At 44.9% G+C, this 13,032-nt stretch carries 11 protein-coding genes; 9 read left to right on the plus strand and 2 right to left on the minus strand.

Features of this window, described 5'->3' with window-relative positions; genetic code table 11:
• The first annotated feature begins 33 nt into the window (after positions 1-33).
• The 4 genes from tpiA (at position 34) to HXT38_RS02065 (ending at position 4,013) form a co-directional block, all read left to right on the plus strand.
• The gene (tpiA, locus tag HXT38_RS02050) at positions 34-840 is read left to right on the plus strand and encodes a triose-phosphate isomerase (RefSeq protein ID WP_032842481.1); all 807 of its coding nucleotides are present in this window, start codon (positions 34-36) and stop codon (positions 838-840) included.
• Positions 841-901: 61 nt separating this feature from the next.
• On the plus strand, positions 902-1,150 hold the full coding sequence (secG, locus tag HXT38_RS02055; protein ID WP_004119067.1) for a preprotein translocase subunit SecG: 249 nt from the start codon (positions 902-904) through the stop codon (positions 1,148-1,150).
• Between the two features lie 142 nt (positions 1,151-1,292).
• Entirely contained in the window at positions 1,293-2,120 is an 828-nt protein-coding gene (locus tag HXT38_RS02060; RefSeq protein WP_004106363.1) for an HAD family hydrolase, read from the plus strand.
• A 261-nt stretch (positions 2,121-2,381) separates the two neighbouring features.
• Complete coding sequence (locus HXT38_RS02065; protein ID WP_174143330.1) at positions 2,382-4,013, plus strand: RNA-binding domain-containing protein; 1,632 nt, start codon at positions 2,382-2,384, stop codon at positions 4,011-4,013.
• Positions 4,014-4,274: 261 nt separating this feature from the next.
• Here HXT38_RS02065 and tal read toward each other — a convergent pair whose 3' ends face one another.
• Positions 4,275-5,378 carry a transaldolase gene (gene tal / locus HXT38_RS02070; protein WP_032842482.1) on the minus strand — a complete coding sequence of 368 codons (1,104 nt, stop codon included), beginning with the start codon at positions 5,376-5,378 and terminating at the stop codon, positions 4,275-4,277.
• A 204-nt stretch (positions 5,379-5,582) separates the two neighbouring features.
• Complete coding sequence (tkt, locus tag HXT38_RS02075; protein WP_004106357.1) at positions 5,583-7,682, minus strand: transketolase; 2,100 nt, start codon at positions 7,680-7,682, stop codon at positions 5,583-5,585.
• A gap of 220 nt (positions 7,683-7,902) precedes the next feature.
• Between tkt and hrcA the strand changes: the two genes are divergently transcribed.
• From hrcA to HXT38_RS02100, 5 genes are all read left to right on the plus strand, one after another.
• On the plus strand, positions 7,903-8,919 hold the full coding sequence (gene hrcA / locus HXT38_RS02080; RefSeq protein ID WP_004106356.1) for a heat-inducible transcriptional repressor HrcA: 1,017 nt from the start codon (positions 7,903-7,905) through the stop codon (positions 8,917-8,919).
• A 91-nt stretch (positions 8,920-9,010) separates the two neighbouring features.
• On the plus strand, positions 9,011-10,162 hold the full coding sequence (dnaJ, locus tag HXT38_RS02085; protein ID WP_004106355.1) for a molecular chaperone DnaJ: 1,152 nt from the start codon (positions 9,011-9,013) through the stop codon (positions 10,160-10,162).
• Between the two features lie 69 nt (positions 10,163-10,231).
• Positions 10,232-11,215 carry a methionyl-tRNA formyltransferase gene (fmt, locus tag HXT38_RS02090; RefSeq protein WP_004106353.1) on the plus strand — a complete coding sequence of 328 codons (984 nt, stop codon included), beginning with the start codon at positions 10,232-10,234 and terminating at the stop codon, positions 11,213-11,215.
• Positions 11,216-11,240: 25 nt separating this feature from the next.
• Positions 11,241-11,894 (plus strand): phosphoserine phosphatase SerB, encoded by a 654-nt coding sequence (gene serB / locus HXT38_RS02095; RefSeq protein ID WP_004106352.1) that lies wholly within the window; start codon positions 11,241-11,243, stop codon positions 11,892-11,894.
• 242 nt (positions 11,895-12,136) lie between these two features.
• A complete protein-coding gene (locus HXT38_RS02100; RefSeq protein WP_004106351.1) occupies positions 12,137-12,967 on the plus strand; it encodes an inositol monophosphatase family protein in 831 nt (276 codons plus the stop codon).
• Positions 12,968-13,032: the final 65 nt, after the last annotated feature.

Here is a 13,032-nt window from a genome sequence, read left to right on the forward strand (position 1 = left end):
TTAATCTCAATCGTAAACTTTTTAAGGGTGATTATGGTTTCCAAAAGAAAGCCGTTAGTCGCTGGTAATTGGAAAATGAATTTCAATCACCGCGAAGCTACGCATTTTATACAAAAATTTGCGTGGCTACTGCGTGACGCGCATTACGACTATCACGATTGTGAAATTGCACTTATGCCTTCTTTTACTTCAATAAGAAGCGTGCAAGTTCTTGTTGAGTCTGACCATTTGCCAATATTGTACGGAGCTCAAGCTGTTTCTGTTACTGCTCAAGGAGCTTTTACTGGTGATGTTTCTGCAGATATGCTTGCAAGTCTTGGATGCTCAATGGTTATTGTTGGTCATTCTGAAAGACGCAAGTATCATCCTGAAGATGATGCAAATATAGTTGATCAAGTTCGAGCTGTGCTTGCCGCAGGAATGCAGCCAATTCTTTGCATTGGTGAAAGTCTTAAAGAACGTCAACAGGGTGTTGCGCTCGATTTTGCTGTAGGGCAAGTGCATGATGTAACGCGCGATTTGGATGCGAAGCAAGCTAAGCGTTTAATTATTGCGTACGAACCAGTTTGGGCAATTGGTACGGGTATGGTTGCCACTGCTAATTCAGCTCAGGAAGCTGCATTGGCTATTCGTGAAGACTTGCGTGTTACGTTCGGTGACGATGTTGCAGATACTGTCCGTATTCTTTACGGCGGATCTGTAACGTCTTCTAATGCTTCAAGTCTTATCGCGGAGCCAGATGTCGATGGATTCTTAATTGGTGGCGCTTCTCTTGATGCACAAGAACTTGCTAATATTGTGCAACTAACGGCTGCACAAACACGTTTAGAAACTAAATAAGCTTAAGTGGTCAAAGGTTATTATTAGACTTAACCAGGTACTGTAAAACAGGAGGTTGGTTGTGTCCACTGTGAAGATTATTTTGCAGGTGTTGCTTGTGCTCACTAGCATTTTGCTCACATTGTTAATTTTGATGCACAAGGGCAAGGGCGGCGGCCTTTCCGACATGTTCGGCGGCGGTTTAACGAAGAACGCTGGTAGCTCTGGTGTTGCAGAAAAGAACTTAAATCGTTGGACGGTTATTATTGCATTAATTTGGGTTGCTGTGATTGTGGCTTTAAACTTAATGACTAAGTTCTCGCTCATCTGAGTATTCTTTTTGAAAAGCGCATGGTTGTCAGATTGTGCGCTTTTTTGTTTATATGTTTTGTTTGTAAGCTTTGACTGAAAGCTTGCTTCACTGTTTATTTGCCCGTTGTATTCGCCCATTTTATTTATAATAAGTGTTTCCTATGATGCGTTTTTCTCCTTCTTTAGTAATTGCGGATCTTGATGGCACCATGCTTCACGATGCCGATACTTTTGAAGGGCGCTTTTTAAGCAACGAAACTGTGAAAGCAGCTAAGTGTTTGCGCGAAAACGGAATTCCTCTTGCGATTATTACGGCTCGTCCTGTCGGAAGTGCTTTTGATTTTATTCACGATTTAAATGCTCAAGTTTGTGCGTATCTCAATGGTGCGCTCATCGATTTTGATTGCGCTAATAGCACGATTTCGGAGCTTACTTCTCAGCGCGAAATAAGCACGTTATTACGTTTTGGTTTTGATTCTAAGCATGCTTGCGATGTGTGTTTGCGTTTGCTTGATAAAATCCCTACATTACGTCTTGGCGTTGTGATGAATGATGTTCGTTACACTAATTTTGACGTTCGTATGCTTTGGAGCAAACAGGATTTTGTTATTACCGACTTTTCAAATGTGCCGCGCGGAACTGCAGACAAAATAATTATTGTTCCGCGAGATAGCGAGAAAGAGCAGCTTCAGCGCATTCTTCCGGACGATTTTTCTTTGCATATTAGCGAAGACGTTTTGTGGATGCTTACGAATCCTCTTGCAAATAAGGGGCATGCGCTGAACGTTATTTGCAATCGTTTAGGCGTGAAGCCTAGCCGCACAGTTGTTTTTGGCGACGATATTATTGACATCGACATGTTCCGTGCCGGTGGTTATGGGGTAGCGGTGGCGAATAGTAATCCGCGTTTGCTTGCGATTGCGGATGAGATTTGCGCTTCCAACAATGACGACGGTGTTGCCAACTGGCTTCAAAGCGAATTGCTCTAGCGGTTTATTGCAATCATCATAATCGGACGCAAATAGCAGTAAATCGGACGCGTTCTACAAAATACGGACGCGTTTGCAAAATTTACGGACGTTTTCTTGTTTTTTGGACGCAAAACAAGTAGAATCGGACGAAAAGGATGTAAAATCGGACGCAAAAAATATTTTTAAGTTTTAAAATGTCCGATTTTAAATGCAAATATAAATACAAACTTAACTAAAAAACGATATTGCAACAAACCTAACTTACGAAGCGAGACTGCAATGTTCAATATAAATTCACTATCTTCACTAAGAGAGAGTAATCAATTAGAAGCGAAAGCGGCTTCAAATGGTACGCCGAGAAGTATGTGGGAAACGTATTGTGCTTTTGCTAATACGAATGGTGGAACTATCTTGCTGGGTGTAGGCGAAGATGCGCAGCATAATTTACAGCTTGTTGGCGTAAATAACCCTGAACATATGGTAAAAGATATTTGGGATACGCTAAATAATAAGAATAAAATTAGTTCGAATATTCTTATTGAAGAAAATATTTCTATTGAACAGATGGATGATAACAAATCTATTATCCGCATAACTGTTCCAAGAGCAAATCGTTCTGATAAGCCGGTTTATATTAATAGAAATCCTATAGGCGGTACGTATCGTCGTAATTTTGAAGGCGACTACAAATGTTCGCAAGAAGAGTATCAAGCGATGGTCAGAGACAATGGTTCGAGCGTAAATTCTATGGATCAATCTCCACTGTTGCAACACAGTGTTGACGATTTTGATATGGAGACTGTGCGCTCTTACCGCAATATGCTAAGTGCAGTGCGTCCTCAACATCCTTGGCTTACGCTTGATACAGATGAATTTCTTATGAGAATCGGAGCGTTAGCAAAAGACGAGTCGAATAAATTGCATCCTACTCGATCGGGTCTTTTAATGTTTGGTCAGGAGTGGTGCATTATTACGGAATTTCCGTACTATTTTCTCGACTACAGAGAAATTACCAATGCTGATAGTAGGTGGAGTCATAGGATTGTCAGCTCGGATGGTTCGTGGAGTGGAAATCTTTATGATTTTTGGAGTATTGTATGGCAGCGTCTTTCTCGTAAAATTGATGTACCATTTTTGCTTAATTCGCAGTCATTACGAGTTGATGATACTCCGTTGCATATGGCAGTTAGAGAAGCCCTTGCAAACACGTTGATTCATGCTGATTATTATATGCGAGGTAACACTGTTATTACATATGATGATGCTGTGAGTACTGATGTTGATGGTTCTTCACAATCTTCTATAGAAACAAATAGCGCAAATGATGGTTTTAAGCTTTCTTTTGCAAACCCGGGTTGCTTACGTATGCCTGTAGAAGTGGCTTTAGCTGGAGGTTTTTCTGATTCTCGGAATCCAGCACTGCTTAAAATGTTCGCGCTGATTTCTGTTGTTGAACGTGCTGGAAGCGGATTTGATGCTATGAGAGCTGGTTGTGATTGGGCTGGAATACGCTATCCAATGTTAAGTGAGTCCTTTAATCCAGACCGTACTACTCTTGAATTTTTTGTAAGCGATAAGAATAACTTTGTATCTGGTTCTTCAAAAAACAAAACTGAACTTAATGCTAATTCATTGAATTTAGTGAACGGTACTTATAATTCAGAACTTACTACAAATTCACTTTCGCAAGATTCTAATAACTCGCATAAACGTATGAGCGTTGACGATTGCTATAAAAAGATTATTGAAGCAGTACATAATCATGGAACAATAAAGCGTGAGCAAGTGCAAAATATTCTTAACGTGGGTAGTACCAAGGCTAAGCAATTGTTATCTGATTTAGTTAGTAGAGGAGATATTTCAGTTTGTGGAAAAGGTCGAGCTACTACCTACGTTTTTAACCGCAGTTAAACAAAAACCGCACATGTGTGAATTAATCGCTTATGCACGAAACTCGCGTGCGCCATCGTAACGTTTTAACCAAATCTCGCTGGCAAACTCTTTCTGGCAAGTAATCGCCGTTACTTTCTCAGTTGGTTAGTCTGCTTGAGCGCTCCAATTGTGGGGAGTTTTCCTCGTGTTTGGAGTGCTGCACAAACAAAAAAACCGCACATGTGTGAATTAATCCACGAACATGTGCGGTTTATGTTTATTTATTACTGATTAATCAAATCAGGCGTTTACACGATCGATGCCGGACTGCACGTCAGCAATCACGGAATCCCAAGACTTGATGAAGGCGGCAACACCGTCGGCCTCAAGCTTGTCGGTAACGTCCTTGATGTTGATGCCAAGCTCAGCAAGCTTGTTCATAACAGCGTGGCTCTCTTCGTAAGTACCCTTGACGGAAGGAGCGCCGTTGCCGTGATCAGCAAGAGCGTTCAAAGTCTTTTCTGGCATGGTGTTAACAACATGCTCAGCAACCAACTCGTCAACATACTTGCAATCGGAGTAAGCTGCGTTCTTTGTGCCAGTAGAAGCCCAAAGTGGACGCTGCTTCTTAGCACCCTTGGCCTCAAGCTCAGCCCAACGTGGGTCAGCTGCGAACTTCTTCTCGAAGAGTTCGTAAGCCAAGCGAGCGTTAGCAACAGCAGCCTTGCCTTCAAGAGCCTTAGCTTCAGCAGAGCCGTTAGCTTCGAGGAGCTTGTCAACAGCGGTATCAACGCGGGAGACGAAGAAGGAAGCTACGGAACCAATGTGCTTCAAGTCGTGGCCGTTAGCGGCAGCCTGAGCGATACCTTCGATGAAGGCATCGATAACCTGCTCGTAGCGCTCGAGGGAGAAGATCAAGGTTACATTCACAGAAATACCCTTAGCAAGGGTAGCGGTGATAGCTGGAAGACCTTCCAAAGTTGCTGGAATCTTGATCATAACGTTTGGACGATCAACCTTTGCCCAAAGCTCTTCAGCCTGCTTCTCAGTGTTAGCAGTATCGTGAGCCAAGCGTGGATCAACTTCGATGGAGACGCGACCGTCAACGAAGTCGGTCTTTTCAGCGATCTCGCGGAAGATATCGGTTGCGTTACGAACGTCGGTGGTGGTCAACTCGCGGATAGCGGTTTCAACGTCGACCTTGCCGAGTTCCTTAAGCTGTGCATCGTATGGGCCAACCTGGCTCAAAGCCTTCTGGAAGATGGATGGGTTGGTAGTAACGCCAACAACATTCTTATTAGCAATCAAATCCTGCAAAGAGCCGGACTCAATGCGGGTACGGGACAAATCGTCCAACCAAATAGAAACGCCGGAATCGCTGGTGCGCTGCGTTGCTTCAGTCATGTTATCTCCTTAACACTGTGCTCCACCAATTGGGGCACGTCGGTAGTTTGGCGTTTTTACAAGAAACAGCGGTTGATGTCGAACCAACGGTAGCTCGGCATCAACACGCCGTCGCTGTTTCTTGCGAAGTGTTTCGTCAGCACTTCTAGTTTTGTGACATATCAATTTTATTTTGATACATCAAGCTTTATTTCGCTTATTTACTTAAGCGCGAGCTTCTTCGATAGAAGCCTTAGCAGCTTCTACTACGTGCTCAGCAGTAATGCCCAAGTCGATCATGTTCTGACCGCCGTCACCCTGCAAGCCGTACTGTTCGATAGAAACAGCCTTGCCGCAATCGCCAAGATACTTGTACCAAGGCAATGCCAAGCCAGCTTCGATAGAAACGCGAGCCTTGACGGACTTTGGCAAGATTTCTTCCTTGTACTCTTCGTCCTGCTCTTCGAACCATTCGAGAGATGGCATGGAAAGAACGCGAGCCTTAATGCCTTCAGCTGCCAAAGTCTTGGCGCCAGCAACAGCCCACTGAACTTCGGAACCGGTTGCCATGATGATTACGTCTGGAGTGCCTTCGCAATCAACCAAAACGTAAGCGCCGTGCTTGACGCCTTCGCGAGCCTTTTCAGCAGTCTCAGCGAGGGTTGGAACGCCCTGGCGGGTCAAAATCATGGCAGTTGGGTAGCTGTTCTTCTTCTCGAAGAAGTAACGGTAAGCTTCAGCAGTTTCGTACTCATCTGCAGGGCGTACAACCTCAAGCTGAGGAATAGCGCGGAAAGCAGTCAAGTGTTCGATTGGCTGGTGAGTTGGACCATCTTCGCCCAAAGCTACGGAATCGTGGGTCCAAACGTAGAGGTTTGGAATCTCCATCAAAGCAGCCAAGCGAACTGCTGGGCGCTCGTAGTCAGAGAACTGGAAGAAGGTGCCATTGAATGGGCGAGTGTCAGAACCAAGCAAAATACCGTTGGTAATAGCACCCATTGCGAACTCACGCACACCGAAGTGAAGCTGACGGCCATGCTCGGAAACGTTTGGCCAAGTGCGAGTTGCATCCTCGGATGGACCGAAGGAGTCAGCACCCTTAATGTTGGTGTTGTTGGAGCCGCCCAAATCAGCGGAACCACCCCAAAGTTCTGGCATAACGGCAGCAATTGCGTTAAGAACTGCGCCGGAAGCCTTACGGGTAGCGACCTTAGAACCAACTTCGAAGCCAGCAACCAAGTCGTCAATAGCCTTGTCGAAGCCTTCAGGAAGCTTGCCAGCCTTAATGCGCTCGTAGAGAGCAGCCTTATCTGGGTTGGCGGCAGCCCACTTTGCAAGAGCTTCGTCCCAAGCCTTGTGAGCAGCCAAGCCGCGCTCTGCAACCTTGCGAGCGTGAGCCAAAGCTTCTTCGTCGATTGGGAATTGAACTTCTGGGTCGAAACCGCAAAGTTCCTTCAAGCCCTTCACAGCTTCTTCGCCAAGCTTAGAGCCGTGGGAAGCTTCGTTGTTGGTCTTGCCTGGGGTTGGCCAAGCAATCAAAGTATTAACCTTAATGAAGTGAGGCTTATCGGTAACTTCCTGAGCCTTTTCAATAGCTGCAGCCAAAGCCTGAACGTCTTCCTTGTAGGAGCCGTCTGGCTGGATGAAGCTAACTTCATCGGTGTACCAACCGTAGGCGCGGTAACGAGCAAGAATATCCTCAGAGAAGGTGAGCTTAGTGTCGCCTTCAATCTGAATATGGTTTGCATCGAAGATTACAGTCAAATTGCCAAGCTTCTGGTTTCCAGCCAAGGAAGCAGCTTCAGAAGAAACGCCTTCCTCAACGTCGCCTTCGCCGCAGATAACCCAAACCTTGTGATCGAATGGGGAAGTGCCGGCTGGAGCTTCTGGATCAAGAAGACCGCGCTCAAAGCGCTGACCATAGGCAAAACCAACAGCAGAGGCAAGACCCTGACCGAGTGGGCCAGTAGTCATTTCGATGCCTGGAGTCAAGCCGTATTCTGGGTGGCCTGGAGTACGCGTGTCTGCACCGCCACGGAAATACTTGAGATCGTCAAGAGTCAAGCCGTATCCAGAGAAGAACAACTGCACGTATTGCGTAAGCGAAGCGTGACCGCCAGAAAGAATAAAACGATCACGGCCAGCCCACTTTGGGTCAGCTGGATCGTGCTTAATGAAATGCTGGTACAATGTGTACGCAATCGGTGCTAATGAAACAGGGGAGCCAGGATGTCCGTGTCCTGCTCGCTCAACAGCATCAGCCGAGAGAACCTTCGCCATCTTTACGGCGCGCTCGTCTAATGCAGACCAGTTGAAATCGGTCATGTGATCTACTTTCCTTCCAATAATCCGGGTTTTTAAGCACAGCTTACGCTGGCTTTTTACCCTCTCATTGCCCTTCAATCCTATCTTTCGCGCGCGACGAATATGTTACAAAGTGTGTCAAAAGTTTGCTTTTATGTTCTGTTGCGTGCTAAGAAATAGACTACTATAGGAATATAGTATTTAGACGTGTTTGTAAGGAGTGGTAATGCAGTCACGACGCATGATGATTTTGCGCGCAGTTGTTGAGGATTATATTCGTTCTCAAGAGCCTGTTGGTTCTGCGGCTCTTGCAAAGCATCATCAGCTTGGTGTGAGTTCAGCTACTATTCGTAACGATATGTCGGCTTTGGAAGAGGAGGGATACCTTGTTCAACCGCACACTTCTGCAGGTCGTATTCCTACTGAAAAAGGCTATCGCTACTTTGTTGACGGTTTGGCTTCTGTTATTCCGCTTTCTGAACCGCAGCGTCGCGCTATACGTAACTTTTTGAGCGGATCTGTCAGTTTACAAGATACTTTGCAACGTTCCGCACGTCTTCTTGCAAGTATTACGGGTCAAGTCGCTCTCGTAGCATCTCCAGCATTGTCTAAGTCAAAAGTAAAAAGAATTGAGATTGTTCAAGTATCGTCTTCTACGCTTTTGGTTGTTGTGATTACAGATGCTGGAGGCGTAGCTCAGCACATGATTCAAGCAACTAATATAAATTCAGATGACTTATTGCATCTAACTAATATGGTTAATGAGTGCTGCATTGGGCTATCCCTTTCATCTGCTTCACAACGCGTTTATGCGCTCGCAAATCACAAAGATTTAGCATCAGCTTTGCAAATTATTAGTCAACTTGCTAACGCTTTAGAAGATATGCATGACGGTGAGCATGCTCACGACTTATACATGGCTGGAGCTTCTCAACTTGCGCATAGACAAAGTATTGTTGATTTTGCTTCACTTTTTGACGCACTCGAAGAACAGGCTGTTATTATGCGACTTATGACTTCTTTAAGTGAGGAAGCAAGCGATTGTGCAAGTGGTGTTAGTGTTGCAATCGGCTCGGAAACGCATACTCCTGGTTTGCTTAACGCTTCTGTTGTAACAAGCGCTTACGGCTACAATGCTGATTCTGACTCTGCTTTTATTGGATCAATTGGTCCTACGCATATGGATTATGCTGCAACGATGACTGCTGTTAAGGCTGTTGCGCGCTACCTTAATTCGTTTATATCCGAAAATTCATAAAAACATGGCTGGTTTATGGCTGGTTATTCGGCTTATGTCTGGCTGTGCCTTATGCAAAAATGATTTTAGAAAAAGGTAAAAGGGGAATTAATTGACTGATTACTACAAAGTTCTAGGCGTTGATCACAATGCTAGCGACGACGAAATTCGCAAAGCCTACCGCAAGATGAGCCGCAAATATCATCCTGATATTGCAGGCGCTGAGTTTGAAGAAAAGTTTAAGGAAGTAAATGCTGCCTATGACGTGCTTTCTAATCCTGAAAAGCGTCGAATGGTAGACATGGGTGTTGATCCTAACGATCCTTCTGCAGGAAGTGCCGGAGCTTCAGGCGCTGGTTTTGCAGACATGGGAATGGGCGACATTTTCAGCCAATTCTTTGGTGGCTCTTTCGGCAATTCGCAAGGACCAATTTCGCGTGTGCAGCCTGGTGACGATGCGTTAGCTGAGGCTCGTATTGATTTGAAAACCGCTATTTTTGGCGGAAACGTTAGCGTACGGTTAACTACTTTTGGTGTTTGTAAGGATTGCTCTGGTTCCGGTTCTGCCGACAATTCCGCTCCAGAACAGTGCTCAGCATGTCACGGTTCCGGCTTCTGTCAAAAAGTTGTGCGCACTATGCTCGGTCAAATGATGTCTTCGATGCCTTGTGAGCATTGCGAAGGTCATGGCACGATTATTAAGAATCTTTGCCAAAACTGCCACGGTCATGGTCGCGTGCGTTCAATTCGTGAAGTTGGCGTGAACGTACCGGCTGGAATTCGTGATGGCAGTCGTTTGCGCTTAGCTTCTCAAGGAAGCGTTGGTGAGTGTGGCGGTCCTGCTGGCGATTTGTACGTTGATATTCATATTCGTGCAGATAAGCAATTTACTCGCAACGAGGATGATTTGCATTGCTGGATTACAGTTCCTATGAGCTGGGCTGTTCTTGGTCGCAGTCTTGAAATCGACACTTTTGATGGTACTCAAAAAATAACTATTCCTGCAGGCTGCCAAAACGAAGACACTATTACTTTGCCAAATCTTGGTGTAACGAAGCTTCGTTCTAAAGATCGCGGAAATATCGTGGTTCATGTGCTAGTGCAAACGCCTTCTAAGTTGAATGATGAAGAGCGTTCTTTGATTGAAAAATTTGCTAAGTTGCATGATAGTTCTGTGAAACAAGTGCAGCAACATTCGTTAAGTGAGCAGTCGAGTGAGCGTAAAGGTTTCTTTAGTAAATTAAAGGAAGCTTTTGCCGGCTGATTTTACGGATTTAATTTACTGCTTTAAACGGATTTAATTTACTGCTTTAATTTAAAATAGTGGGGAAATATGGCATTACCAATATTGTTTGCTGGAACTCCGGAAGTTGCGGTTCCATCTCTTCGCGAGTTAGCTAAAGATAGTGAGCATTTTGATGTTCGCGCTGTTCTTACGCGACCGGACGCTCCGACTGGTCGTGGCAGAAAGCTTGTGCCAAGCCCTGTGAAACAGGCTGCTCTTGAGCTCGGCTTGCCAGTGCTTGAGTCGGATCCTAAAGATGAAAATGTGTTTCTTGAACAGCTTGCGGCAACCGGTGCAAAAGCTGCAGCAGTTGTAGCATACGGTAAGATTTTGCGCCAGAATGTTTTAGACGCGTTGCCACTCGGTTGGTATAATCTTCATTTTTCGCTTCTTCCGCAATGGCGAGGTGCAGCTCCTGTGCAGCGCGCCATTTGGGCTGGAGATGACATTACAGGTGCTACTGTTTTTCGCATTACGCGCGGCATGGATTGCGGGCCTATTTTGGCGCAGTTTACTACAAAAATTGAGCCTCACGAAAATTCTGGCGATCTTCTTGCGCGACTTGCAAACGACGGCGCTCCGCTTCTTGCAGCATCTCTTCGTGGCATGGAAACTGGTGAAATTGTGCCGGTTGATCAAGATCAAACTCCTCAAGAAGTTGCGCAAAAAATCACTGTTGAAGATGCTCACATTGATTTTCATGCGCCAGCTTTTGCTGTTGATCGTCAAATTCGCGCTTGTACGCCGAATCCAGGTGCGTGGTGCGAACTTCACGCGGACGATGAGAATAACGCAGAGCCGATTACTTTGCATGTTTTGCGCGCAGTTCCTGCAGATGCTAACAATCCACATGGTGAGGAATTGATGAAGCTTGATCCTGGAAAATTACTTGCTGGTAAGAAGCAAGTTTGGGTCGGTACTTTAAGCGGCGCACTTGAGCTTTTGGAAGTAAAAGCGCAAGGTAAGAAAGCTATGAAAGCGGCAGACTGGGCGCGCGGAGCCAGGCTTTCGGCAGCAGCTTACTGCGCATAAAATTATGAGTATGAACTTTTCTTCGATGTTGCCAACTTTGTCTAAACCTGGGCTTTTGGTTATGGATGTTGATGCAACGCTTATTGAAGAAGAAGTTATCGATTTGCTCGGTGCAGAAGCTGGATGCGGAGATGAGCTTTCTGAGATTACAGCGCGAGCAATGCGTGGCGAAATTACTTTCGATACTTCCTTGCGTTCGCGCGTGTGTATGCTTCGCGATTTGAATCTTGACGAGTGCAAAAAGCGTATTATTTCTAAAATTCATGTAACTAAAGGCGCGAATGTTTTAATTGACACGCTTCATACACATGGTTGGAAAGTTGGCGCAGTTTCTGGCGGTTTTCACGAGATTTTGGACGAATTTTTGCCGAGTTTGAATATTGATTTTTGGGCGGCTCACCATTTAGAGTCTATTGATGGAAAGCTTACTGGCAACGTACTTGGAAATATTGTTAATGCTAATGCAAAAGTTGAAGCGCTTAGAACTTGGGCAACTAATCTTGGAATTGATCCCGAACAAACTGTGTCAGTGGGGGATGGAGCGAACGATATTTCAATGATTAAATTCGCTGGATTAGGCGTAGCTTTTTGCGCAAAACCAGCAGTTCAAGCGGCCACTTCTTACCGCATTCTTACTCGCGATTTAAGCGTTGTCTTGCGTTTTTTGAATGCGAATTAATAAGAGGATTTCTTGCATTTATAGAACGAAAAGTTGATGAATGTACATAAGCAATGTAAAATAATGAAGCAATGATTAAAGATTAATGATTAAATTTTTTTGTGAAAGTTCTGTATCTTTTAACCACAGAGCTTAAATGTGTTGGTGAATCTTTCTATTAAGTGAGTAAAATAAAGTTAATTTATAGGAGAGAGAGTGTGCATAAATGCGGGAATTTATGCATTTAGGGTAGGGAGTGTAAGTTGAATTTACGAGAAGTTGCGCTTGAAGTTGCGCGTATTTTGGAAGATGTTGGTAAACATGCGTATCAGGATCAATTAAGCCCTCAAGATATGACGTCGATTGCGTTGGGTGATCCTAATAAATCTGAATCTGGTTTTGGTGATAAGCTCGTGCGTTTTATTCAAAATCGTTTGACTTATGTGAATCCTTTCCAAGGTTTTTGGCAAACTAGGCCGGAGCAGTGCAATCCGGGAGACCGTTTTTGGTGTGTTGGAAACGTTGACGGCGCTATTAATTTTAATCGCGATATGGCTGAGTGGACTCTTACGGTTTCGCTTTTTGAGTTTAACGATGAAGGCTCCGCTCGTCCGGTTCTTGGCGTTGTGCACGCTCCTGCGTTGGGATTGACTTATTTGGCTGCAAAGGGTCAGGGTGCTATTCGTATTCGTAGGACTCCGCAAGGAGAGAAGCGCGAGAAGATTACGCCTTCCACAACTTCTACTTTGCAAGGATCTGTGGTTTGTTACGGAATGTCTTATATACCTGGTGAATCTAAGCGCGCACTTGGCGTAGTTGCTTCTGTTGAAGAAGGATGCCCTGCGGATATTAAGCGTATTGGGCCTGCGTCGCTCGACTTGTGCAAGGTGGCAGATGGCACTTATGACGCTTATTTTGAGCCTCACTTGCATTATTGGGATATTCCAGCTGTTTCTGCTGGTGCTGTGGTTGTGGAAGAGGCGCAGTGCCAGATGTGCCAGTGGGATGGAAGCCCTATTCATTGGCGCAAGGAAAATGATGTGGTTGCTTCTAATGGCTTGCTTATTAAAGAGTTAAAGCCGTATCTTAAGTAACTAATAATCTCGTGTGTGTCGTAATTTTTAATAAATATTATGACGTCGTAATATGCAATTCATGT

Origin of the sequence: Gardnerella sp. DNF01157 (assembly GCF_049244225.1) — a bacterium.
GTDB lineage: Bacteria > Actinomycetota > Actinomycetes > Actinomycetales > Bifidobacteriaceae > Bifidobacterium > Bifidobacterium leopoldii.

What these genes read in the sequence shown, in the direction of transcription:
- tpiA (WP_032842481.1), top strand. Translation starts at nt 34, where the DNA reads ATGGTTTCCAAAAGAAAGCCGTTAGTCGCTGGTAATTGGAAAATGAAT.
- HXT38_RS02060 (WP_004106363.1), top strand. Translation starts at nt 1,293, where the DNA reads ATGATGCGTTTTTCTCCTTCTTTAGTAATTGCGGATCTTGATGGCACC.
- HXT38_RS02065 (WP_174143330.1), top strand. Translation starts at nt 2,382, where the DNA reads ATGTTCAATATAAATTCACTATCTTCACTAAGAGAGAGTAATCAATTA.
- tal (WP_032842482.1), bottom strand. Translation starts at nt 5,378, where the DNA reads ATGACTGAAGCAACGCAGCGCACCAGCGATTCCGGCGTTTCTATTTGG.
- tkt (WP_004106357.1), bottom strand. Translation starts at nt 7,682, where the DNA reads ATGACCGATTTCAACTGGTCTGCATTAGACGAGCGCGCCGTAAAGATG.
- hrcA (WP_004106356.1), top strand. Translation starts at nt 7,903, where the DNA reads ATGATGATTTTGCGCGCAGTTGTTGAGGATTATATTCGTTCTCAAGAG.
- fmt (WP_004106353.1), top strand. Translation starts at nt 10,232, where the DNA reads ATGGCATTACCAATATTGTTTGCTGGAACTCCGGAAGTTGCGGTTCCA.
- serB (WP_004106352.1), top strand. Translation starts at nt 11,241, where the DNA reads ATGTTGCCAACTTTGTCTAAACCTGGGCTTTTGGTTATGGATGTTGAT.